At 52.9% G+C, this 22,683-nt stretch carries 23 protein-coding genes; 11 read left to right on the forward strand and 12 right to left on the reverse strand.

Annotation, left to right across the window (positions count from 1 at the left end):
• The 5 genes from hcr to K8W53_RS14605 all read left to right on the forward strand — a co-directional run bounded on the left by hcr (position 1) and on the right by K8W53_RS14605 (position 6,438).
• Positions 1–969 carry an NADH oxidoreductase gene (gene hcr, locus K8W53_RS14585; protein ID WP_052939251.1) on the forward strand — a complete coding sequence of 323 codons (969 nt, stop codon included), beginning with the start codon at positions 1–3 and terminating at the stop codon, positions 967–969.
• Between the two features lie 157 nt (positions 970–1,126).
• Positions 1,127–2,845 carry a ubiquinone-dependent pyruvate dehydrogenase gene (gene poxB / locus K8W53_RS14590; protein ID WP_000815324.1) on the forward strand — a complete coding sequence of 573 codons (1,719 nt, stop codon included), beginning with the start codon at positions 1,127–1,129 and terminating at the stop codon, positions 2,843–2,845.
• 38 nt (positions 2,846–2,883) lie between these two features.
• Complete coding sequence (ltaE, locus tag K8W53_RS14595) at positions 2,884–3,885, forward strand: low-specificity L-threonine aldolase (protein ID WP_000566346.1); 1,002 nt, start codon at positions 2,884–2,886, stop codon at positions 3,883–3,885.
• A 10-nt stretch (positions 3,886–3,895) separates the two neighbouring features.
• On the forward strand, positions 3,896–5,329 hold the full coding sequence (locus tag K8W53_RS14600; RefSeq protein WP_058654712.1) for an SDR family oxidoreductase: 1,434 nt from the start codon (positions 3,896–3,898) through the stop codon (positions 5,327–5,329).
• A 95-nt stretch (positions 5,330–5,424) separates the two neighbouring features.
• Positions 5,425–6,438: an NAD-dependent epimerase/dehydratase family protein gene (locus K8W53_RS14605; protein ID WP_000866907.1), complete on the forward strand. Its 1,014-nt coding sequence runs from the start codon at positions 5,425–5,427 to the stop codon at positions 6,436–6,438.
• Here K8W53_RS14605 and K8W53_RS14610 read toward each other — a convergent pair.
• Entirely contained in the window at positions 6,435–7,265 is an 831-nt protein-coding gene (locus tag K8W53_RS14610) for an N-acetylmuramoyl-L-alanine amidase (RefSeq protein WP_001202293.1), read from the reverse strand. The genes K8W53_RS14605 and K8W53_RS14610 overlap by 4 nt on opposite strands.
• On the reverse strand, positions 7,262–7,585 hold the full coding sequence (locus K8W53_RS14615) for a heavy metal-binding domain-containing protein (RefSeq protein ID WP_001160725.1): 324 nt from the start codon (positions 7,583–7,585) through the stop codon (positions 7,262–7,264). Before K8W53_RS14615 ends, K8W53_RS14610 begins: the two co-directional genes overlap by 4 nt.
• Before the next feature lie 127 nt (positions 7,586–7,712).
• On the opposite strand from K8W53_RS14615, the gene K8W53_RS14620 reads away from it, so the two are divergent.
• The 6 genes from K8W53_RS14620 (at position 7,713) to artJ (ending at position 12,293) form a co-directional block, all read left to right on the forward strand.
• Positions 7,713–8,228: a lipoprotein gene (locus tag K8W53_RS14620; RefSeq protein WP_001270724.1), complete on the forward strand. Its 516-nt coding sequence runs from the start codon at positions 7,713–7,715 to the stop codon at positions 8,226–8,228.
• A 228-nt stretch (positions 8,229–8,456) separates the two neighbouring features.
• Positions 8,457–9,185 (forward strand): arginine ABC transporter ATP-binding protein ArtP, encoded by a 729-nt coding sequence (gene artP, locus K8W53_RS14625; protein WP_000027186.1) that lies wholly within the window; start codon positions 8,457–8,459, stop codon positions 9,183–9,185.
• A gap of 17 nt (positions 9,186–9,202) precedes the next feature.
• Positions 9,203–9,934 (forward strand): arginine ABC transporter substrate-binding protein ArtI, encoded by a 732-nt coding sequence (artI, locus tag K8W53_RS14630; RefSeq protein ID WP_000756586.1) that lies wholly within the window; start codon positions 9,203–9,205, stop codon positions 9,932–9,934.
• Between the two features lie 6 nt (positions 9,935–9,940).
• Positions 9,941–10,657 (forward strand): arginine ABC transporter permease ArtQ, encoded by a 717-nt coding sequence (gene artQ / locus K8W53_RS14635; protein ID WP_001001677.1) that lies wholly within the window; start codon positions 9,941–9,943, stop codon positions 10,655–10,657.
• Positions 10,657–11,325, forward strand: a complete 669-nt coding sequence (gene artM / locus K8W53_RS14640) for an arginine ABC transporter permease ArtM (protein ID WP_000895393.1) — start codon at positions 10,657–10,659, stop codon at positions 11,323–11,325. The genes artQ and artM overlap by 1 nt, the downstream gene beginning before the upstream one ends.
• A gap of 236 nt (positions 11,326–11,561) precedes the next feature.
• Complete coding sequence (artJ, locus tag K8W53_RS14645) at positions 11,562–12,293, forward strand: arginine ABC transporter substrate-binding protein ArtJ (RefSeq protein ID WP_000737538.1); 732 nt, start codon at positions 11,562–11,564, stop codon at positions 12,291–12,293.
• A gap of 217 nt (positions 12,294–12,510) precedes the next feature.
• Here artJ and K8W53_RS14650 read toward each other — a convergent pair whose 3' ends face one another.
• From K8W53_RS14650 to K8W53_RS14695, 10 genes are all read right to left on the reverse strand, one after another.
• Positions 12,511–13,998, reverse strand: a complete 1,488-nt coding sequence (locus K8W53_RS14650) for a sulfatase (RefSeq protein ID WP_023224756.1) — start codon at positions 13,996–13,998, stop codon at positions 12,511–12,513.
• 9 nt (positions 13,999–14,007) lie between these two features.
• On the reverse strand, positions 14,008–14,328 hold the full coding sequence (locus K8W53_RS14655) for a PTS sugar transporter subunit IIB (RefSeq protein WP_000655399.1): 321 nt from the start codon (positions 14,326–14,328) through the stop codon (positions 14,008–14,010).
• A 29-nt stretch (positions 14,329–14,357) separates the two neighbouring features.
• Positions 14,358–15,701, reverse strand: coding sequence for a PTS sugar transporter subunit IIC (locus K8W53_RS14660; protein WP_000399323.1), 1,344 nt, complete (start codon positions 15,699–15,701; stop codon positions 14,358–14,360).
• A 294-nt stretch (positions 15,702–15,995) separates the two neighbouring features.
• Entirely contained in the window at positions 15,996–17,123 is a 1,128-nt protein-coding gene (gene rlmC / locus K8W53_RS14665; protein WP_001623325.1) for a 23S rRNA (uracil(747)-C(5))-methyltransferase RlmC, read from the reverse strand.
• Between the two features lie 42 nt (positions 17,124–17,165).
• Positions 17,166–17,639, reverse strand: coding sequence for a YbjO family protein (locus K8W53_RS14670; RefSeq protein ID WP_000505788.1), 474 nt, complete (start codon positions 17,637–17,639; stop codon positions 17,166–17,168).
• A 73-nt stretch (positions 17,640–17,712) separates the two neighbouring features.
• A complete protein-coding gene (gene potI / locus K8W53_RS14675) occupies positions 17,713–18,558 on the reverse strand; it encodes a putrescine ABC transporter permease PotI (protein WP_001061629.1) in 846 nt (281 codons plus the stop codon).
• Positions 18,555–19,508: a putrescine ABC transporter permease PotH gene (gene potH, locus K8W53_RS14680; protein WP_000105453.1), complete on the reverse strand. Its 954-nt coding sequence runs from the start codon at positions 19,506–19,508 to the stop codon at positions 18,555–18,557. Before potH ends, potI begins: the two co-directional genes overlap by 4 nt.
• Before the next feature lie 9 nt (positions 19,509–19,517).
• On the reverse strand, positions 19,518–20,651 hold the full coding sequence (gene potG / locus K8W53_RS14685; RefSeq protein WP_001000698.1) for a putrescine ABC transporter ATP-binding subunit PotG: 1,134 nt from the start codon (positions 20,649–20,651) through the stop codon (positions 19,518–19,520).
• Between the two features lie 87 nt (positions 20,652–20,738).
• Positions 20,739–21,851 carry a spermidine/putrescine ABC transporter substrate-binding protein PotF gene (potF, locus tag K8W53_RS14690; RefSeq protein ID WP_000125769.1) on the reverse strand — a complete coding sequence of 371 codons (1,113 nt, stop codon included), beginning with the start codon at positions 21,849–21,851 and terminating at the stop codon, positions 20,739–20,741.
• A gap of 348 nt (positions 21,852–22,199) precedes the next feature.
• Positions 22,200–22,676: a YbjN domain-containing protein gene (locus tag K8W53_RS14695; RefSeq protein ID WP_000624810.1), complete on the reverse strand. Its 477-nt coding sequence runs from the start codon at positions 22,674–22,676 to the stop codon at positions 22,200–22,202.
• Positions 22,677–22,683 lie beyond the last annotated feature (7 nt).

Genomic DNA, 22,683 nt, shown 5'->3' on the forward strand with positions numbered 1-22,683 from the left:
ATGACGATGCCAACCTCACAATGTCCCTGGCGAATGCAGGTGCATCACATCCGTCAGGAGACGCCGGATGTATGGACAATTGCGCTATTATGCCATGACTACTACCCTTATCGCGCCGGGCAGTATGCGCTGGTGAGCGTGCGTAATTCAGCGGAAACGCTGCGCGCCTACACCCTTTCGTCTACGCCGGGCGTCAGTGAATATATCACGCTGACCGTTCGTCGGATTGAAGATGGCACGGGTTCACAGTGGTTGACCCATGACATCAAGCGCGGCGATTACATCTGGCTGTCTGATGCAATGGGCGATTTTACCTGTGACGATAAAACAGAAGATAAGTTTCTGCTGCTCGCCGCCGGTTGTGGCGTAACGCCAATCATGTCGATGCGTCGCTGGCTGGCAAAATACCGCCCGCAGGCCGATGTGCAGGTCATCTTTAACGTCCGTTCGCCGGATGATGTGATTTTTGCCGACGAGTGGCGACAGTATCCGGTCACGCTAGTGGCGGAAAATCATGCCACGGAAGGTTTTGTCGCGGGCCGTCTGACCACGGAATTATTACAGCGCGTACCGGATTTGGCATCGCGCACCATCATGACCTGCGGCCCGGCGCCCTATATGGATTTCGTCGAACAGGGCGTGAAAGCGCTTGGCGTAACGCGCTTCTTTAAAGAGAAGTTCTTCACGCCGGTGGCGGAAACGGCAACCAGCGGCCTGAAATTCACCAAACTACAGCCAGCGCAGGAATTTTATGCCCCGATCGGTACAACGCTGTTGGAGGCGCTGGAGAGTAATAAAGTACCGGTTGCCGCTGCCTGTCGGGCAGGTGTTTGCGGCTGCTGTAAAACCAAAGTCGTTTCCGGCGACTATACGGTGAGCAGCACCATGACGCTGAGCGAGGCGGAGAGTGCCGAAGGTTACGTACTGGCCTGCTCCTGCCATCCGCAGGGCGATCTTGTTCTCGCATAATCGGTAAACGTTCCATCGTAGGCCCGGTAAGCGTTAGCGCCACCGGGCGATTTACCACTCGCTTCATCCTTTCGCCCCTCTCTTCGCCAAAGAAAAACGTCATCGTCATCTTCAACTAAACTTGTAACCGTTATCACATTTAAGGAGATGGAGAACCATGAAACAAACCGTTGCTGCTTTTATCGCCAAAACGCTGGAACAGGCTGGCGTAAAACGAATCTGGGGCGTCACTGGCGACTCCCTGAACGGCCTGAGCGATAGTCTTAATCGTATGGGAACCATTGAATGGATGCCAACCCGCCACGAAGAGGTCGCCGCTTTCGCCGCCGGCGCACAAGCGCAGCTTACCGGCGAGCTGGCAGTGTGCGCCGGTTCATGCGGACCGGGCAACCTGCACCTGATCAATGGCCTGTTTGATTGCCACCGTAACCACGTCCCTGTTCTGGCGATCGCCGCCCATATTCCGTCCAGTGAAATCGGCAGCGGTTATTTCCAGGAGACCCACCCGCAGGAGTTGTTCCGTGAATGCAGCCACTATTGCGAGTTGGTTTCCAGCCCGGAGCAGATCCCGCAGGTACTCGCCATCGCCATGCGCAAAGCGGTGCTAAACCGCGGCGTCTCCGTGGTCGTACTTCCGGGTGACGTGGCGCTGAAACCTGCGCCTGAAAACGCCGTCACTCATTGGTACCATGCCCCGCACCCCGTCGTCACGCCGGCGGAGGAAGAGCTAAAAAAACTGGCGCAACTGCTGCGCTACTCCAGCAATATCGCATTGATGTGCGGTAGCGGCTGCGCGGGCGCGCATGAGGAGTTGGTCGCGTTGGCGGCAAAACTAAAAGCGCCAATCGTTCATGCCCTGCGCGGCAAAGAGCACGTTGAGTACGATAATCCTTATGATGTGGGAATGACCGGCCTGATTGGCTTCTCTTCTGGCTTCCACACCATGATGAACGCCGATACGCTGATCCTGCTCGGCACCCAGTTCCCCTACCGCGCCTTTTATCCGAGCGATGCCAAAATCATTCAGATTGACATCAACCCGGGCAGTATTGGCGCGCACAGCAAAGTCGACATGGCGCTGGTGGGCGATATTAAAGCCACGCTTCGCGCCCTGCTGCCGCTGGTGGAAGAAAAAAGCAATCGTAAATTCCTCGATAAAGCTCTGGAGCACTATCGGGACGCCCGTAAGGGACTTGATGACTTAGCCAAACTCAGCGATAAAGCCATCCACCCACAATATCTGGCGCAACAAATTAGCCATTTCGCCGCTGACGACGCTATTTTTACCTGCGATGTCGGCACGCCGACCGTCTGGGCGGCCCGCTATCTAAAAATGAACGGCAAGCGCCGCCTGCTGGGCTCGTTTAACCACGGGTCAATGGCCAACGCCATGCCGCAGGCGCTCGGCGCTCAGGCCACCGCGCCGGGTCGTCAGGTTATCGCGATGTGCGGTGATGGCGGCTTCAGTATGCTGATGGGCGATTTTCTCTCGGTGGTACAGATGAAGCTGCCGATAAAAATCGTCGTCTTTAATAACAGCGTGCTGGGCTTTGTGGCGATGGAAATGAAAGCCGGCGGCTACCTTACCGACGGTACCGAACTGCACGACACCAATTTCGCGCGTATCGCCGAAGCCTGCGGCATTACCGGTATTCGCGTGGAAAAAGCCGCAGACGTGGACGGAGCGCTACAGCGCGCGTTTTCCATCGATGGCCCGGTACTGGTTGACGTGGTCGTGGCAAAAGAAGAGCTGGCGATCCCGCCGCAGATCAAACTGGAACAAGCGAAAGGCTTTAGCCTGTACATGCTGCGCGCCATTATTAGCGGCCGCGGCGATGAAGTGATCGAACTGGCGAAAACGAACTGGCTAAGGTAAAACAGTGCACATCACCTTTTAAAATCCAGGGATGTGCCATGATTGATTTACGCAGTGATACCGTTACCCGACCGGGCCGCGCCATGCTCGAGGCGATGATGACCGCCCCGGTCGGGGACGACGTATACGGCGATGACCCTACTGTTAACGCCCTTCAGCGCTACGCCGCCGACCTTTCCGGTAAAGAAGCGGCGCTTTTTTTACCCACCGGCACCCAGGCCAATCTGGTCGCGCTACTTAGCCATTGTGAACGCGGCGAAGAGTATATCGTTGGTCAGGGCGCGCATAATTATCTCTATGAAGCTGGCGGCGCTGCGGTGCTCGGCAGCATTCAGCCGCAGCCCATCGACGCCGCCGCGGACGGTACGCTGCCGCTGGAGAACGTGGCGGCGAAGATTAAAGCGGATGACATCCACTTCGCGCGCACGCGCTTGCTCAGTCTGGAAAATACGCATAACGGGAAAGTGCTGCCGCGCGCGTATCTGAAAGACGCCTGGACATTTACCCGCGAACGTGGACTGGCGCTGCACGTTGACGGCGCCCGAATTTTTAACGCGGTGGTTGCCTACGGCTGTGAGTTAAAAGAGATTACGCAGTATTGCGACTCTTTTACCATCTGCCTGTCAAAAGGTCTCGGAACGCCGGTCGGTTCGCTGCTGGTCGGCAACCGCGATTACATTAAACGCGCGACGCGCTGGCGTAAAATGGTCGGCGGCGGAATGCGTCAGGCCGGGATTCTGGCAGCGGCCGGACTGTATGCGCTGAAGCATAACGTGGCGCGTCTGCAAGAGGACCATGATAACGCCGCCTGGCTGGCGCAGCAGCTTCGGGAAGCGGGCGCAGAGGTCATGCGCCACGAAACGAATATGCTGTTTGTTCGCGTTGGCGAAGCACAGGCCGCCGCGCTTGGCGACTATTTACGGGAACGGAATATCCTGATTAACGCCGCGCCGATTGTGCGTCTGGTGACGCATCTGGATGTCTCTCGCGAACAGCTTGCCGACGTCGTCGCCCACTGGCGCGCCTTTTTAGCCCGCTAAGGAGAGCAACGTGGCGCAACGCATTCTGGTTCTCGGCGCCAGCGGCTATATCGGCCAGCACCTGGTCTGTGCGCTAAGTCAGCAAGGGCATCAGGTGCGGGCGGCGGCGCGGCGCGTCGAACGTCTGGAAAAACAGCGCCTCGCCAACGTCAGTTGTCATAAGGTCGATCTGCACTGGCCGGAAAATTTACCCGCACTGCTTCGCGACATTGATACCGTTTACTATCTGGTACACGGCATGGGCGAAGGCGGCGATTTTATCGCCCATGAGCGTCAGGCGGCGCTCAACGTGCGCGACGCGCTGCGCCAGACGCCGGTTAAGCAACTTATTTTCCTCAGTTCATTGCAGGCGCCGGCGCATGAGCAATCCGATCACCTGCGCGCCCGCCAGCTTACGGCTGACACGCTGCGCGACGCAGGCGTGCCGGTGACGGAATTACGCGCCGGGATCATCGTCGGCGCAGGCTCCGCCGCCTTCGAAGTCATGCGTGACATGGTTTACAACCTGCCAATACTCACACCGCCGCGCTGGGTGCGTTCGCGCACCACGCCCATCGCCCTGGAAAATTTACTCTACTACCTGGTCGGCTTACTGGAGCACCCTGCGCGCGAGCATCGTATTCTGGAAGCCGCCGGGCCGCAGGTATTAAGCTATCAGCAGCAGTTTGAACGTTTTATGGCCGTCAGCGGTAAACGGCGTCCGCTGATCCCGGTTCCTTTTCCGACCCGCTGGATTTCGGTCTGGTTTTTAAACGTCATTACCTCTGTGCCGCCGACTACCGCAAAAGCCTTAATCCAGGGGTTAAGGCACGATTTGCTGGCCGATGACGCCGCGTTAAAAAAGTTGATCCCCCAAACGCTTATCACCTTTGATGACGCCGTTCGCCGCACGCTAAAAGAAGAAGAAAAACTGGTGAACTCCAGCGACTGGGGCTACGACGCGCTGGCCTTCGCCCGCTGGCGTCCCGAATACGGCTATTTTCCAAAGCAGGCGGGCTTTACCGCGCAGACCCCGGCCAGCCTATCGGCGCTCTGGCAGGTCGTAAATCGGCTGGGTGGCAAAGAGGGCTATTTTTTCGGCAATATTTTGTGGCAGACGCGCGCCGCGATGGATCGTCTGGTGGGGCATAAACTGGCGAAAGGCCGCCCGTCGCATACCTTGCTCAAGCCTGGCGATACGGTAGATAGCTGGAAAGTGATCATTGTCGAACCAGAAAAACAGCTCACGCTCTTGTTTGGCATGAAAGCGCCGGGTCTGGGGCGGCTTAGCTTCACGCTGCACGATAAAGGCCGCTACCGCGAAATTGACGTGCGCGCCTGGTGGCATCCACACGGAATGCCGGGCCTGATTTACTGGCTACTGATGATCCCGGCGCACCTGTTTATTTTCCGGGGAATGGCAAGGCGTATTGCCCGACTTGCAGAACAAATCACAGAAAAATGAGAAAAAGTTGCTGTATTCTTTCGTGTTTCCCATTGCATACCGACGTAATTCACGGAAGAATGCGCACGACGGTTTATTAAACACAGTGGATTGATATGAAGGTACTGGTTACCGGCGCCACCAGCGGCTTAGGTCGAAACGCGGTTGAATTTTTGCGCAATAAAGGCATCAGCGTCAGAGCGACGGGTCGCAATGAAGCGATGGGCAAGCTGCTTGAAAAAATGGGCGCGGAGTTCGTCCATGCGGATTTAACCGAACTGGTCTCCTCGCAGGCTAAAGTGATGCTCGCCGGGATCGACACGTTGTGGCACTGCTCCAGCTTTACCTCGCCCTGGGGAACCCAACAAGCTTTCGATCTGGCGAATGTTCGCGCCACCCGCCGCCTGGGAGAATGGGCGGTCGCCTGGGGCGTGCGCAATTTTATTCATATCTCCTCTCCCTCACTCTATTTTGATTACCACCATCACCGTGATATCAAAGAAGATTTCCGTCCGCATCGGTTTGCCAATGAGTTCGCCCGCAGTAAAGCCGCCGGTGAAGAGGTGATTAATCTGCTGGCGCAGGCTAATCCGCAAACACGTTTTACGGTGTTGCGTCCGCAAAGCCTGTTTGGCCCGCACGATAAAGTATTTATCCCACGTCTGGCGCATATGATGCACCATTACGGTAGCGTCTTATTACCGCACGGGGGCAGCGCGCTGGTCGATATGACCTACTATGAAAATGCGATCCACGCCATGTGGCTGGCCAGCCAGCCGGGCTGCGATCATCTGCCTTCTGGCCGCGCTTATAACATCACTAACGGCGAAAACCGCACCTTACGCAGCATCGTACAAAAGTTAATAGATGAACTGACTATCGACTGCCGCATTCGCTCTGTGCCTTACCCGATGCTGGATATGATCGCCCGCAGTATGGAGCGCTTCGGCAAAAAATCCGCCAAAGAGCCCCCGCTAACGCATTACGGCGTGTCAAAACTGAATTTTGATTTTACGCTCGATACGACTCGCGCGCAGGAAGAGCTGGGCTACCAGCCCATCGTCACGCTGGACGAAGGCATTGAACGCACCGCCGCCTGGCTACGCGATCACGGAAATTTACCGCGTTAATCCTGGCCGTACTTCTCCAGTAATGCTTCGGCAATCGCCTGCGTTTCGGCATCTGCGATACCGTTCCATTGCGCCGGACGGAAGTGCATCTGGAACGCCATAATCACCCGCTGCTGCTCGCGTGCCGTCATATCGGCTTTGACTTCATAACCATAGCGCGAGAGTAACGCAAGCACCGTTGCGGTATCGACTGGCGTATACGGCGCGCGTCCAGCCAGATAAAACGCCACACGCTGGGCGTCAGGCCAGGCGCCAATCCCCTGCGCCGCCAGCTCGCGCCACGGGAAGCGCGGGCCGGGATCGTCTTTACGCTGCGGCGCGATATCCGCATGGGCCACCACATTCTGCGGTTTGATGTCATAGCGCGCGATAATGTCCTTCGCTAACGGAATCAATGCCTGAATTTGCGCGGATTCAAACGGCGCGAAAGATTTCACCCCGCCGGACATTCGCCAGCCGCGATTTTCCAGCTCAATGCCAATAGACGTATCATTGAGACGCGTGGCGCCTCGCCAGAAACTGACGCCCGCATGCCAGGCCTGATCCTGTTCCGGCACCAGTTGCCAGATGCGCGGTTTACCGCCATATAATGGCGGGGTTGCGGGAATCAGGTAATGCGAACTGACGTTGCGACCCGTTAACGTCGCCAGCGAAACGTCAAAGTTTTCCGCCGTATAGTGAATCACCAGGACTTTAATGCGCGGATAGGCCGCCTGCGCCCGATGTCGGGTATCAAGCTGATATCCCTCTTTATCGATAATTCCTTTTTCGCTCGCGCAGCCTGTTAACAGCAACGCGAGACCCACCAGCCACAGTAGCGCTCTCATCGGCGCGTTTTCACCGCCGTTCCGCTGACGCTGACCATCAGCATACTGCCATCCTTACCGACAGTTTCGTAATCAATATCGATGCCTACCACCGCATCGGCGCCCAACGCTTTAGCCTGCTCGCCAAGTTCCTGAAAAGCGATTTCACGCGCTTTACGCAGCTCTTTCTCATACGCGCCGGAACGTCCGCCGACGATATCCCGAATGCCGGCGAAAAAATCGCGGAAAATATTGGCACCTAAAATGGCTTCGCCCGTTACCACACCGCAATACTCCACGATGCTTTGTCCTTCCAGCGTTGGGGTTGTTGAAAACTGCATAGTGAATCTCCCAGGTTAGCTAAGCACACGATCTCAAACGCATTATCAAGCTGATACGCTATCATTGAAAGGATATAATTGATTATCGTAGATCGGTTTTTGCTCGATCGCCTATAAGGAAATCATCATGCGCTATTCTAAACTCTCTTTGCTCATCCCGTGCGCGCTTCTGCTTAGCGCCTGTACGACCGTCACTCCCGCCTACAAAGATAATGGTCCGCGTATCGGCGCGTGTGTGGAAGGCGGCCCGGACAGCGTGGCTCAACAATTTTACGACTACCGTATTCAACACCACAGCAATGATATCGCCGCGCTTCGCCCCTACTTGAGTGATAACCTGGCGAAATTGTTGACCGACGCCAGCCGCGATACGGAGCACCGTCAGTTGATGAGCGGCGATCTGTTCTCCAGCCGCGCTACGCTGCCGGATAGCGCCAACGTCGCCAGCGCATCAACCATCCCGAACCGAGATGCGCGCAACATTCCTCTGCGGGTAGCGTTAAAACAGGGCGATCAAAGCTGGCAGGATGAAGTGCTTATGATTCACGAAGGCTCATGCTGGGTGATTGACGACGTTCGCTATCTGGGCGGAGATGTCCATGCCCCTGCCGGTACGCTGCGCCAGTCGATAGAAAACCGTTAACAGACAGTATTCCCCGCTTTTGCACCCATAACCCCGTAAATTGTCTGGCATTCTGCCCGGGATGCCGACAATTCTTCTTACCTACTATTCCTCCTGCTATTTTGTGCTATGTTTAGGGAAGAATGTGGGATATATTTAACTTTTAACGCATAAATATTGCATAACTATTCTGCGAAAGGTACTATCTGCGGCTTCAATAGCTATCAGACTGCCTGTATACGAGTGTCAATGAGTATTCAATTAAACGGCATTAATTGCTTTTACGGCGCGCATCAGGCGCTGTTCGATATCACGCTGGATTGCCCCGAAGGCGAAACGCTGGTGTTGCTTGGCCCAAGCGGGGCGGGTAAAAGTTCGCTGCTGCGTGTACTCAATCTGCTTGAGATGCCGCGCTCCGGCACTCTGACTATCGCCGGGAACCATTTTGACTTTACGAAAACGCCGTCCGATAAGGCGATTCGTGAGCTACGTCAAAATGTCGGAATGGTCTTTCAGCAATATAATCTTTGGCCACATCTCACCGTTGTGCAGAATCTGATTGAAGCGCCCTGCCGCGTACTGGGTCTGACAAAAGATCAGGCGCTGGCGCGCGCAGAAAAGCTGCTGGAGCGTTTACGTCTGAAGCCATATAGCGATCGTTATCCGTTGCACCTTTCCGGCGGTCAGCAGCAGCGCGTCGCGATTGCCCGCGCGCTGATGATGGAGCCGCAGGTGCTGCTGTTTGATGAACCGACCGCCGCGCTGGACCCGGAAATTACCGCTCAAATCGTCAGTATTATTCATGAGCTGGCGGAAACGAACATTACTCAGGTGATCGTTACGCATGAAGTCGAAGTGGCGCGTAAGACCGCCAGTCGTGTGATTTATATGGAAAATGGTCACATCGTCGAGCACGGTGATGCGGGTTGCTTTGCCCACCCTCAGACCGAAGCGTTCAAAAACTATCTCTCTCACTAAGATTCGGGACAATGACAATGAAAAAAGTTCTGATTGCCGCGCTAATTGCAGGCTTTAGCCTTTCCGCTACAGCAGCCCAGACCATTCGTTTTGCGACCGAAGCGTCCTATCCGCCGTTCGAATCGATGGATGCTAATAACAAGATTGTCGGCTTTGACGTCGACCTGGCCAACGCACTATGTAAAGAGATCGACGCCTCCTGTACCTTTACCAATCAGGCGTTCGACAGCCTGATCCCCAGCCTGAAATTCCGCCGCTTCGACGCTGTAATGGCGGGAATGGATATCACGCCGGAACGTGAAAAGCAGGTGCTGTTTACCACGCCATATTACGACAACTCCGCGCTGTTTGTGGGTCAGCAGGGCAAATACACCAGCGTTGATCAACTGAAAGGTAAGAAAGTCGGCGTACAGAACGGTACGACGCACCAGAAATTCATCATGGATAAGCATCCGGAAATCACCACCGTACCGTATGACAGCTATCAGAACGCGAAGCTGGATCTACAAAATGGCCGTATCGACGCTGTTTTCGGCGACACGGCGGTCGTGACCGAATGGCTGAAAGCCAATCCTAAGCTGGCGCCGGTCGGCGATAAAGTCACCGATAAAGATTATTTCGGCACCGGCCTGGGTATCGCGGTACGTCAGGGCAACACCGAGCTGCAGCAGAAATTCAATACTGCGCTGGAAAAAGTGAAGAAAGATGGGACTTACGAGACCATCTATAACAAATGGTTCCAGAAGTAATCTTTGATGAACGAATTTTTTCCTTTAGCAAGCGCCGCCGGGATGACCGTCGGCCTTGCCGTCTGCGCGCTGATCATTGGCCTCGCGTTAGCCATGTTCTTTGCCGTCTGGGAGTCCGTAAAATGGCGCCCGATTGCCTGGATAGGCTCCGCGCTGGTCACTATTTTGCGCGGCCTGCCGGAAATTCTGGTGGTGCTGTTTATCTATTTCGGCTCCTCGCAACTCCTGCTTACGCTGTCTGACGGGTTTACCCTCCATCTCGGCTTTACGCAGATCCCGGTGCAAATGGAGATTGAGAACTTTGACGTCAGTCCGTTCCTGTGCGGCGTGATTGCGTTGTCCCTGCTGTATGCGGCCTATGCGTCGCAGACGCTACGCGGCGCGCTGAAAGCCGTTCCGTCTGGTCAGTGGGAGTCGGGTCAGGCACTGGGATTATCAAAGACGGCGATTTTTTTCCGTCTGGTGATGCCGCAGATGTGGCGTCACGCCCTGCCAGGGCTGGGTAATCAGTGGCTGGTGTTGCTAAAAGATACGGCTCTGGTCAGCCTTATCAGCGTTAACGATCTGATGTTACAGACCAAAAGTATTGCCACACGCACCCAGGAACCGTTTAACTGGTACATTATTGCGGCGGCTATTTACCTGGTCATTACGCTGATCAGTCAGTACATTCTCAAACGCATAGACCTGCGCGCGACACGTTTTGAGCGGAGGCCGGACTAATGCTTGAGTACTTACCTGAACTGCTAAAAGGGCTACATACCAGCCTGACGCTGACCGTGGCTTCTATTGCCGTCGCTTTGGTGCTGGCGTTAGTTTTTACCATTATCCTGACACTAAAAACGCCGTTCGTGGTGTGGCTGGTGCGCGGCTATATCACGTTGTTTACCGGTACGCCGTTGTTGGTGCAAATTTTCCTGATCTACTACGGACCCGGTCAATTCCCGACACTGCAAGAGTATCCGCTACTCTGGCATCTACTGTCTGAACCGTGGCTGTGCGCACTGATCGCGTTGTCGCTAAACAGCGCCGCTTACACCACGCAGCTATTTTATGGCGCGATTCGCGCGATTCCGGAAGGTCAGTGGCAGTCCTGCGGCGCGCTGGGGATGAGTAAGAAAGATACGCTGGCGATTTTGTTGCCCTATGCGTTTAAACGCGCCCTCTCCTCCTATTCTAATGAGGTGGTACTGGTCTTCAAAAGTACCTCGCTGGCCTATACCATCACCTTGATGGAAGTCATGGGGTACAGTCAGTTGCTCTATGGTCGTACCTACGATGTGATGGTATTTGGCGCGGCAGGCGTAATTTATCTGGTCGTCAACGGTCTATTGACGCTGATGATGCGTTTGATTGAGCGTAAAGCCCTGGCGTTTGAGCGGCGCAATTAACCAGGCAGGATAAGGCATTCTCGCCGCCGTTCGACAATGGTCAGATGGCGCTGCGCTTATCAAGCCTACGATGCATAATATTGAATAAATCCGACGGACAAGTGGTTAACTTGTCCGTCTTTTTTTATCCATTTTAAAATATTTAATCATTTTTATTGCATACAAATTCAATTAATGGCATTGTAAATCTATGCCGCAGACACGGCGCATAATCATAAGATTACGGGAGTGACATCATGAAAAAGTTAGTTCTGGCCGCATTACTCGCCTCTTTCGCCACTGGCAGCATCGCCGCTGAAAAAATCAATTTCGGGGTTTCCGCCACCTATCCCCCGTTTGAATCCCTGGATGCGAGTAATAAAATTGTGGGCTTCGATATCGATCTGGCAACCGCATTATGCAAGCAAATGCAGGCAGAATGTACTTTTACCAATCATGCTTTCGATAGTCTTATCCCGGCGCTGAAATTCAGAAAATATGATGCCGTCATTTCCGGAATGGACATTACCCCGGAGCGCAGTAAACAGGTCGCCTTTAGCAATCCCTATTATGCGAACTCCGCGCTGGTGATTGCCAAAAAAGACACCTATAAGACCTTTACCGATCTAAAAGGTAAGCGTATCGGTATGGAAAATGGCACCACGCATCAAAAATATCTCCAGGATAAACATCCGGAGGTCAAAACCGTGGCCTACGACAGCTACCAGAATGCGATTATCGACCTGAAAAATGGCCGTATTGACGGCGTCTTTGGCGATACCGCAGTGGTCAATGAGTGGCTGAAAACGAATCCGCAACTGGGTCCGGCAACAGAGAAAGTGACCGATCCGCAATACTTCGGTACCGGACTTGGCATCGCGGTGCGCCCGGACAATAAGGCGTTGCTGGAAAAACTGAATAATGCGCTGGCCGCCATTAAAGCGGACGGCACTTATCAGAAAATCAGCGATCAGTGGTTCCCGCAGTAAGACATATGTGATTAGCCCACCGTGTTGCGAAATGGCAGTATAAATACCTTATTCAGCCCACGGGCCGCCATCGGAAACTATCCTGGCCTGATAAGCGCAGCGCCATTGAGCATTCTACAGTTTGTCATCAGTCTCAAACGCCTGCATCAACAGGCGATTCGGACTAATACTTGCCGGGTGACGCTGACGCGTACCCGGCTTACAACATTGTTACGTTTTAGATAACATCCAGACCCAGACGGCGATACTGCTCCGCCGGAGCATCATTTTCTTTCATCAAACGGATAAGTAAGTTGATCATCCTTGCTTCGATGGCCTCATCATGAATAGGATGCAGCTGCTGCGGATCATCTCTGAGATCAAACAAGAGATGACCAAAGCTATTCACACCTTTATATTTTTCCCTGGCCGGAATACGTAATACCTGAAGCCCTTTAGTAAAGTTAAACGGAGGTGCCAGAGATAATTTTCCCAGTTCATCCACGTCATAACGCGCATTCATCTTGATCGGCATTAACGTGTAGTTCGCAATGTCATGCTCACGCCCCGGCTGCGCGGCCCGCATATAAACATAGCGTCCGTCGGTAACATTAACATGTCCGCTAAACACGCCAAACAGCGCGCCTTCCCTGACGGGTTCATCGCTGGCAATGACTTTCGCCAGCGGTTGGCCCTGCATATCTGCGGGAATAGGTTGCTGAAAATAATCCAGTAGCGTTGGCGCCCAGTCAATCATCTGCACCAGCGACTGCCGTCGCGCTCCGCTTACCGCGCTGCGCGGGTCCCAGATAAACAGCGGGTTATTCGCCACCTCGTTATAATAGGGCATTTGATTTTTAGCCCACCAACCGTGCTCCCCCAGCAAGAAGCCGTGATCGGTACCGACAATCAGCATCGTATCGCGCCAGAGATCGTGTTCATCCATCAGATCAAGGATACGTCCCAGATTGCGGTCGCACATGGAAACCAGGGCCCGATAACGACAGCGAATATGCGCTATCGCCTCCTCACTTTCACTGACTTTGCCGCGCGGCCAGTCATAATGCGGGCCTTGCCACTCATCGTCATAGAGCGATAAATATTCCTCGGTGGTATAAAACGGCTCATGCGGATCAAACGTCTCAACCTGCAATAACCAGTTATCTTCGGCATGATTTTTATGGATAAAATCGCACCCGGCGTCAAAAACTTTCGTCTGGGGAAAATCGGCTTCCTGCTGGATGTATTCGCGGTTCGCCCAGTCATGACGCCATAGCCCGGAAACGCCGCCTCCGGTTTGTTTTTGTGGAACGCGCAGTACTTCCGGAATGGGCGGCTCGCCAACGCTCGCCTTCCAGTGATCGCCCTCCTGACCGCGTACTACGTCCCAGGAGCTATAGCGGTTATGGTAGTTACCGCCGCCGTCTTCCCAGTAATGCAGGTGATCGCTGATAAGATGGGTGTAGATCCCCGTTTTTTTCAATAATTCCGGCATGGAATCATCAAAGGGTTCCAGCGGCCCCCACTCACGATGCAGGAAATTATAGCGCCCGGTGTGCAGTTCCCGACGGGCTGGCATACAGGGCATACTGCCGACATAACTATTGTCAAAGGTGGCGGCATGTGCCGCCAGGCGTTGAAAGTTAGGCGCTTTCGTTAGCAAATCACCATAGGGCGGCAAATAGTTTTTATTCAGACTGTCAAACAGCAGAATAATCGCTTTCATGACTCACCCTCATTTGTTGAGCAGGTGCGGAAAATTTTTCTCTACCACATCGTAAATCTGTTTGCCTATTGATTCGCCATCCATGATATTTTCAATGGGAATGAGATATTGTCCGTGTTTAGGATCGAGGCTAACAACATCAAGCAATTTTTTCGAAATCGCATAAATATCTGCCCAGTCGGTAAATCCACCGACCTCTCCCGCTGCCGTATGCTCCATATCAAAAGAGAAGTCATATTTTGCTAACGCTTTTTTAACAACAGTCTGTAACATTACGCTACTGCCTACGCCATAACCGCATACGAATAAAATATTTACAGAATCTTTCATAATAAAATCCTTTATATAAACCGAATCAATTAAATGGAATAAGGACCAAGATGGAACGTTGAAGCAATAAATTTCAGTAATTCACAAATTGCAGGCCACAGAGTCGCCCAGTCAAATATTCCCGTCCAGCCAACACCTTCTTTTGCCAGCCCGGTTAAAGGAATGGCCCATACCGTACCGAAAGTCTGAATAATCCCTAACAGGAAAGTACAAATAATAACGGAACGATATCCCCCCATTCGGTTGGCTAATACGCCGATGGGACCGCCGGAAAAGAAGAGCGGAACAAAACCAGGCAATACCATAATAGGGCTATGGATGAGCAGCAGAATGCCCATGGAAAAAATCGTGCCGAAGGTACAAAAGACGAATCCCAGCGTAGCCGCGTTCGGCGAAAAAGGTAATAAAGCAGCAACATCCACAGCCGGTATAGCGTTAGGAATAAAGCGATCCTGCCATCCTTTAAACGAACCGTTAATTTCGCCTACCATCATCCGCACGCCCTGCAGCAAAATGACCATATACATAGAGAATTGCAGGCCCAGATTGATGATATAGATATACCAGGGTTTGCCTTTCGCCATTAACTGTACGTTATCGATCCCTGTCGCCAATAGAAAACCGCCAACGAAGAGCGTCATCACAATGGCGATTGCCGTCACGTTGTGGTTAAAAATGGCTAACCAACCGGGAAGTTTCAGGTTTTCGGCGTCATGCTTTTCCGGATCGCCGAATTTATGCGCGAATTTCGAGAAAAACCACAGTCCCAGCATCTGGTTATGCGCAATGGTAAAACCGGCGTTATTGGTCACTTTGGCAATGGGTTTAACAATAAGCGTAGTTGAAAACGCCCAAAAGACCCCGGTCAATACCCCGGCAATCACAATGGATTGTACCCAACCGAACCCCAGCCAGAAGACGATTAACCACAGTACCGCCTGTGAATGAGAGACCCCGGTATTACCGGTAAGAAATATACCTTTTGCGCCGGTATAACGGCCAAATAAAACTAATAACAGGTTAGTAAAAAACGCCAGTACAAAAACGTATCCTACATAGCCGAAATTATCGCCCAGCGCTATTTGCGTCGCGGCTTTCATGGCGTATGAATCCATTAAGTATCCATGCACGCCATAAGCTTTGCTGACTGCCTCTGCAACCGGTTTAAAAGTGGCTGAAAATTGAAAGCCGCCAAATAACACCATCATCAAACCGACCATCGCGCTGATCATACCGGTGATAATTTTTATAGGCGTCTTTTTATCCAGCGCATAGCCAACACCGACTAATATCCCAATTAATATTGCCGGTTCAGTTAAAAACGTTTGAATAACATCTATAAATTTGGCAAACATCGTCTGAACGCCCTCCATAAGCGTGCCTATTCGTTGTCATGATTGACCCCTTTACTGACGTTACGTATTGCTTCGCTGATGCTATTGAAAGTTACCCGATAAACCACCTTGTCTAATTTTGCCTTACACGCACTGTAATAATCAAAATTAGTCATTAAAAGATTTAAAGTGATTATTTGTGATTTGATTTGCAAAAATAGGGTAATATATAACCACGATCGATCGGAGTTTTTTATCGATCGATCATGGTTATTATTATTTATGGATAATTAGATAGTTAATATAGATATTTTGTATGTCTGGCTTTTGGCGCTACAGCCTGCAAAGCAGTGTTAACACTTCATAATGCGCGGTATGCGGGAACATATCGAAAAGCTGAACACGTTGAATACGGTAGTTCGGCAGATGACGAATATCCTGCGCCATCGTCTGCGCGTTACAGCTTGAATAAATAATAAAACGCGGCGCCATTTGTGCAAGGTAATCGCACAACGGCTTGCCAATGCCGCGGCGGGGAGGATTCACCAACACCAGGTCGGGCGTTTCACCTTGTGCGGTGGCGAATTGGGTGGAATCCAACGCCTGGAAATGAAGGCGGGTCAATCCCAGCTCGGCAGCGGATTGCTTCGCGCAGGCAATCGCCTCCGGCGCGATCTCAATACCGGTTAATTGCATCTGCGGCGTCGCGCAGTGCAGGCCGAATCCGCCCACTCCGCAAAAAAGATCCCACATATGGCGTACCGGCAGTTGCCCTACCCAGTCGCGCGCCGTCGCATATAATCGGCTGGCGACCGTAGGGTTGGTCTGAAAGAAACTTTGCGGACGAATCCACAGCGGCACATCGTTAAAACGTTCCGCCAGCGCCTGCTGATCCGTCAGGTAGATTTCCGTCTCCCCTTCCATAATCGCCATATGTACCGGCTGGATATTTGCGGTGATCACTCTGAGCTGCGGCAGTTGCGCGCGCAGCCACGGTAACGCCGCGCGCAGTTGCGTAAGTTTGGTTTCTGAACGCAACACGAAGCGTAGCATCATGCCGCCATCGAACTGACTTTCCGTCAGCAACAGGTATTTCAGTTCGCCGCGTTTTCGCGCCACGTTATAAGGCGTGAGTCCGGCCCGGGCAATAAAAGGTTTTAGCGCGCTGAATACGGGGGCAAAGGAGGCGGGATACAGCGGGCAGCCGCAAAGATCGACCGGCGTACCGTCGCGATGCAGCATCCCGAAGAGCGGTTTTTCTACACTACCGCTCACGACCATTTTCGCTTTGTTGCGGAAATGCTGTTCCGGGCCGCCAATCGGCGCGCACCACTGTTCAACAGGCAGCCCAGCGAGCAAACGATGTAAATCGGCTGTTTTTGCGGAAAGTTGTTCGTTAACCGACTGCGTAATCCATTGACAGGAACGGCAGCGACCCGCGTCATAGAGTGCGCACTGCATACCAAAAAACCTTCATATTATCCGGGGCGACGATTATACACATTATTGCAGCCGGAAGAACCGACGGCTGGGAGCGGGAATAAACAGCAGAAACAGAATTAAAAGATCGGGGAGTTTTTGCATGACCAGGGAATGCAGGATATCACGCTTCGATTCTCCCGCGATGCTAAACAACTCCGGATACCCGTAGCCTAACGACGCCGCCCACAGATATCCGCTCACAATAATTTGTGTCGCCAGGTACACCCAGCGCGCCCAGCTACGGCCTTTCACCAGCGAAAACGCACAATAAATTTCAACAAAGACCAGCACTAAGCTGGCCAGAAAGACAAGGGTTAAGCTCCACGTCTGCACGCTGCGATGAATAAACTCGCCCATCCCGCGTATGCCGAGGGTATTCATAATCATCAGCACATCGAGACCGCGAATCAAAATAATCGCCATAGCCGCAACCTGCACCAGCGTAGGCACATTTAAACGGGCATGTGATGAGGTTGATTGCTTTATAAATCCCAATGAATGTCTTCCCTGAAAATGATGCCGCGACCCGCGCGGCAACGCATTGCCATAGTGGAAGATTTTAGTGGCTTCAGCCGCGTCTTGCACGCTGGATATCGCGAATCCGCTGTTTTTCCGCTCGCGCCATCAGGTACCAGGCAATAAATCCGACGATTCCTACCACGCCGAGGATTAACGTCGCCAGCGCGTTGATTTCCGGGTTCACGCCCATGCGCACGCTGGAGAAAACCAGCATCGGTAGCGTGGTGGCGCCGGGACCGGAAACGAAGCTGGCAATCACCAGATCGTCAAGGGAAAGCGTAAAGGCCAACAGCCAGCCCGAGATCACCGCGGGCATGATCATCGGTAACGTAATGACAAAAAAGACCTTCAACGGCGCCGCGCCAAGATCCATCGCCGCCTCTTCAATCGAACGATCCAGTTCGCGTAATCGCGAAGCGATCACCACTGCCACGTAGGCGGTACAGAACGTGACGTGCGCCAACCAGATGGTCAGCATCCCGCGATCGGAGGGCCAGCCGATAGCATGACCGAGCGCGACAAACAGCAACAGCAGCGACAGCCCGGTAATCACATCCGGCATCACCAGCGGCGCGGTGATCATAAACGCAAAGCCGTTTGCGCCGCGAAATCGTCCAAATCGCACCATCACCACCGCGGCGATAGTACCGAGCACCACCGCCATCGTCGCCGCGCAGGCGGCAATTGTCAGGCTTAGTCCCACTGCGCTCATCATGGCGGTATCCCGAAAGAGCTCGCCATACCAGCGCGTCGACCATCCCGCCCACACCGTCACCAGCTTCGAACTGTTAAACGAGTAAATCACCAACATTAACATCGGCGCATAGAGAAAAGTAAACCCCAGCACCAGAATCAGAATGCGCCAGGGCGAGCGAACGACCGGTAAGTTATTCATCCGTGCTCCCCCACACTTTTTTGCTGATGTTTATGGAACCACATGATCGGGACTATCAGCAGCAGCAACATAATAATGGCGACCGCAGAAGCCACCGGCCAGTCGCGGTTATTGAAAAACTCCTGCCACAGGACGCGACCAATCATGATACTGTCCGGCCCGCCAAGCAGTTCCGGGATCACGAACTCGCCCACCGCCGGGATAAAAACCAGCATCGAGCCGGCGATGATTCCGCCTTTGGTGAGCGGGACAATGATGCTAAAAAATGTTTTCAGCGGTCGGGCGCCGAGATCCAGCGACGCTTCCACCAGCGAATAATCAATGCGCGTCAATGCGGTATAAATGGGCAGTACCATAAACGGCAGATAAGCATAAACAATGCCGATATAGACGGCCAGGTTAGTGTGCAGGATCGTCAGCGGCTGATCGATAACCCCGAGCCACAACAACACATTGTTCAGCACGCCGTTGTTTTTCAAAATGCCCATCCAGGCATAGACGCGTATTAAAAAAGACGTCCACGAGGGCAGGATCACCAACAGCAGCAGGATATTGCGCGTGGAGGGCTTGCTATGCGCCACCGCCCACGCCAGCGGGTAGCCCAGCAGCAGGCAGCAGATCGTGGAAATACCGGCAATTTGTAACGATTGCAGATAGGCTTCGAAATAGAGCGGATCGTCGGTCAGTTGCAAAAAATTGCCGAGGTTGAGCGTAATCGACAACTGACCGTCAGCCCATTCCAGCAGATCGGTATACGGCGGGATCGCCCGCGCCATTTCCGCCAGACTTATCTTAAAGACGATAAGAAACGGCAGTAAAAACAGCAGAATGAGCCAGATATAAGGCAAAGCAATAACCAGCTTACGCCCATGTTTCATTTGCATTCGCGCCAACCATAGCGCCGCGCCGCCAGGTTTACTGATGCGTGCCGGAGGTTCAAGTGTGCTCATGTTTACCCCTTATACCGTCAGGACCACGCAGCTATCCGCTTCCCAGCACAAACGCACTTCATCGCCCCAGGTCGGTAACCCTTTCCGGTAACGGTGCGCATTCTGCAGTTGAGCGCTGATCATCTGCCCGCTTTTTAGCCGCACATGATAAATAGACAGATCGCCGAGATACGCAATATGCGCCACTTCGCCGACGGCGAAATTATAGCCATCGGCAGGCGGCGACTCACACAGCATGATTTTTTCCGGACGTAGCGCCACATATACCGGCACATTATCAACGACAGAGGCATCTGCATCGACTTTTAACGGATGAACCAAACCGGGCGCGTCAATGACCAGACCGTCCTCTTCACGCGCTTTCAGTAAGCCCTCAAAAACATTTACCGATCCGATAAATTCGGCGCTGTAGCGGGTCGTCGGATGCTCGTAAATCTCCTCCGGTTCGCCAATTTGCACAAATTTTCCACGGTTCATGATGGCAATGCGCCCCGCCATCGTCATCGCTTCTTCCTGATCGTGCGTCACCATGACGCAGGTCACGCCGACGCGCTCAAGGATATCCACCACTTCAAGCTGCATCCGGTCGCGTAATTTTTTATCCAGCGCGCCCATCGGTTCATCCAACAAGAGCAGCTTAGGACGTTTCGCCAGGCTGCGCGCCAGGGCCACGCGCTGACGCTGACCGCCGGAAAGCTGATGCGGCTTACGTTTTGCAAACTCCTGCATGTGCACCAGACCCAGCATCTCATTGACGCGGCTGGTAATCTCCGCCTTCGGCAGTTTGTCCTGCTTCAGACCAAAAGCGATGTTCTGCTCTACCGTCATATGCGGAAACAACGCATAGGACTGAAACATCATATTAATCGGACGCTGATACGGCGGAACATGCGCCAGATCGACGCCGTCGAGCATAATTTGCCCGCTGCTCGGCGGTTCAAAACCTGCCAGCATCCGTAGCAGAGTCGATTTTCCACAACCTGACGCGCCCAGCAGGGCAAAAATCTCGCCTTTATAGATAGTCAGACTGACATCATCGACAGCATGTTGCCCGTCGAATGACTTCGTCAGGTTGCGAATTTCCAGAAGCGGCGTCAGCGCTTTACGGGTTTTCACCTGCGGGCGGTGGGGGACATCATTCACAAGGCGCTCTCCGGCATAACACAATCAAACGATACAAACGGTGGAATGCCCGATAGCGCACGCTTATCAGGCCATACCGTTAATCAATTACTTACCGCTTTTCACCTTCGTCCATGCGCGGGTGCGGACGCGATCAATCTTCGGCTCCTGCACTTTCAGGGTAAACAACTTGGCCCGCACATCCGCTGGCGGATAAATTCCCGGGTTATCGCGCACCTGCTGGCTGACCAGCGCCGTCGCCTCTTTATTCGCATTGGCGTAGAAAACGTGATCGGAAATATGGGCAATCACATCAGGGCGCAGCAGATAATTAAGGAACTGGTAGGCCTCGTCTTTATTTTTGGCGTCAGCCGGCATGGCAAACACATCAAAAAACGCCATTGCCCCCTCTTTGGGGATCGAGAAAGAGATATTGACGCCATTTTTCGCCTCTTTCGCCCGGTTAGCGGCCTGCCAGACATCGCCCGCCCAGCCGATGGCTACACAGGTATCGCCATTAGCCAGATCGTTAATGTATTGCGAGGAGTGGAAATAGCGAATGTTTGGCCGTAGCTTCAACAACAGATCGGTTGCCGGGCCGGTGTAGTCATCCGCTTTGCTGCTATTCGGATCTTTACCCAGATAGTTCAGCACGGTGGCAAAAATTTCTTCAGGCGCATCAAGGAAAGAGACACCGCAGCTTTTTAGCTTCTCCAGATTTTCCGGCTTGAGGACTAAATCCCAGCTATTCACTGGCGCATCATCCCCCAGCACCGCTTTCACTTTATCAACGTTATAGCCAATGCCCGTCGTGGCCCACATATAGGGCATGGCGTATTTGTTGTCAGGATCGTGCTTCGCTACCAGTTTCAGCAGTTCAGGATCGAGGTTTTTCCAGCCGGGAAGTTTGCTTTTATCCAGCGGCTGAAAAACGCCCGCGGTGAGCTGGCGCTCAAGAAAACTGGCCGATGGCACCACCAGATCGAACCCGGTGCTGCCTGCCATTAACTTGCCTTCCAGCACTTCGTTAGAGTCAAAGACATCATAGATAACGTTAATCCCGGTCTCTTTTTCAAAGTTCGCCACCGTGTCCGGCGCGATATAATCTGACCAGTTATAAATGTGCAGCGTTTTTTGTTCGGCAGCGAGCGTGCCGACAGAGACGACCATCAGAGCACCCGCAACCAGACCCGATAGCCATTTTTTCTTTAAGGCGGTCATCATCGCTTTCCTTCTGAAATCCGTTAACAAATGAACCCATTAGGCGTGGTTTAAAACATGCCTGAAATGTGCATACCTTTTCATTTGATACAAATGAAGAAGAGAGGTCGCCCTCCCTGCCATCAAGCTCGCTATAGAAGCTTCGCAAGAATAACTTTAGCTAAGGTTTGAGGCTATAGCCCAGATTAAAAAACGCCTTTTATCAATTTTTTATGCAGGTTTTGTCTATGTGATAAAGCGAAATGGTCAGAAAGGAGGTGAATAATTCTTTAAATAAAGGTTAATAGCAGCATAAAAAAGTGTAAACAGCAGCCGCGCTGGCAGCGACTGCCTGATTATCGGAAGGGATTAGTGAAGAAAATGGTCAACCGCGCTGGTTTTTTGCGCGTCTTCTTCCGCGTTAAACAGAAGCTGATGCGCCCCGGCCTCAAGGATCACCATAGAAATCTGCTCTTCACTTTGGCGAACAAACCATTCGAACTGTTCGTAGGTGACGCCTTGCATAACGGATAAAGACTGGCACACAACCAGTTTTGGTAGATTATCATCCTGCATATCGAGAAAGGCTTTTACCGTCAACGAACTGGCGTTGATAGCAGAGAGATCGGCCGCCAGCGGCAGCAACGCGGAAGGCCTGACCTCCGCCATCGCGGAAAAAAGAATGGTGTTGTCCACCAAATCGATTTTAGCATCGTAGACGCCGTCAAAATTCTGCATATGCGGCAAATGCAGCGCCTGGCAGGTATCACATTCGAAGAAATTCATGCCCAGGTCGTCGAGCCATTGACGCAACGTATCCAGAGTGGGAACGACCAGTGATATCATAATAATG

Source organism: Salmonella sp. A29-2 (genome assembly GCF_020150755.1).
GTDB lineage: Bacteria > Pseudomonadota > Gammaproteobacteria > Enterobacterales > Enterobacteriaceae > Salmonella > Salmonella enterica.

What these genes read in the sequence shown, in the direction of transcription:
- potI (WP_001061629.1), bottom strand. Translation starts at nt 18,558, where the DNA reads ATGAATAACTTACCGGTCGTTCGCTCGCCCTGGCGCATTCTGATTCTG.
- K8W53_RS14615 (WP_001160725.1), bottom strand. Translation starts at nt 7,585, where the DNA reads ATGCAGTTTTCAACAACCCCAACGCTGGAAGGACAAAGCATCGTGGAG.
- artI (WP_000756586.1), top strand. Translation starts at nt 9,203, where the DNA reads ATGAAAAAAGTTCTGATTGCCGCGCTAATTGCAGGCTTTAGCCTTTCC.
- poxB (WP_000815324.1), top strand. Translation starts at nt 1,127, where the DNA reads ATGAAACAAACCGTTGCTGCTTTTATCGCCAAAACGCTGGAACAGGCT.
- rlmC (WP_001623325.1), bottom strand. Translation starts at nt 17,123, where the DNA reads ATGCAGTGCGCACTCTATGACGCGGGTCGCTGCCGTTCCTGTCAATGG.
- ltaE (WP_000566346.1), top strand. Translation starts at nt 2,884, where the DNA reads ATGATTGATTTACGCAGTGATACCGTTACCCGACCGGGCCGCGCCATG.
- artJ (WP_000737538.1), top strand. Translation starts at nt 11,562, where the DNA reads ATGAAAAAGTTAGTTCTGGCCGCATTACTCGCCTCTTTCGCCACTGGC.
- K8W53_RS14695 (WP_000624810.1), bottom strand. Translation starts at nt 22,676, where the DNA reads ATGATATCACTGGTCGTTCCCACTCTGGATACGTTGCGTCAATGGCTC.
- K8W53_RS14655 (WP_000655399.1), bottom strand. Translation starts at nt 14,328, where the DNA reads ATGAAAGATTCTGTAAATATTTTATTCGTATGCGGTTATGGCGTAGGC.
- hcr (WP_052939251.1), top strand. Translation starts at nt 1, where the DNA reads ATGACGATGCCAACCTCACAATGTCCCTGGCGAATGCAGGTGCATCAC.
- K8W53_RS14650 (WP_023224756.1), bottom strand. Translation starts at nt 13,998, where the DNA reads ATGAAAGCGATTATTCTGCTGTTTGACAGTCTGAATAAAAACTATTTG.
- K8W53_RS14620 (WP_001270724.1), top strand. Translation starts at nt 7,713, where the DNA reads ATGCGCTATTCTAAACTCTCTTTGCTCATCCCGTGCGCGCTTCTGCTT.
- artP (WP_000027186.1), top strand. Translation starts at nt 8,457, where the DNA reads ATGAGTATTCAATTAAACGGCATTAATTGCTTTTACGGCGCGCATCAG.
- potF (WP_000125769.1), bottom strand. Translation starts at nt 21,851, where the DNA reads ATGACCGCCTTAAAGAAAAAATGGCTATCGGGTCTGGTTGCGGGTGCT.
- artQ (WP_001001677.1), top strand. Translation starts at nt 9,941, where the DNA reads ATGAACGAATTTTTTCCTTTAGCAAGCGCCGCCGGGATGACCGTCGGC.
- K8W53_RS14605 (WP_000866907.1), top strand. Translation starts at nt 5,425, where the DNA reads ATGAAGGTACTGGTTACCGGCGCCACCAGCGGCTTAGGTCGAAACGCG.
- artM (WP_000895393.1), top strand. Translation starts at nt 10,657, where the DNA reads ATGCTTGAGTACTTACCTGAACTGCTAAAAGGGCTACATACCAGCCTG.
- K8W53_RS14610 (WP_001202293.1), bottom strand. Translation starts at nt 7,265, where the DNA reads ATGAGAGCGCTACTGTGGCTGGTGGGTCTCGCGTTGCTGTTAACAGGC.
- K8W53_RS14660 (WP_000399323.1), bottom strand. Translation starts at nt 15,701, where the DNA reads ATGGAGGGCGTTCAGACGATGTTTGCCAAATTTATAGATGTTATTCAA.
- potH (WP_000105453.1), bottom strand. Translation starts at nt 19,508, where the DNA reads ATGAGCACACTTGAACCTCCGGCACGCATCAGTAAACCTGGCGGCGCG.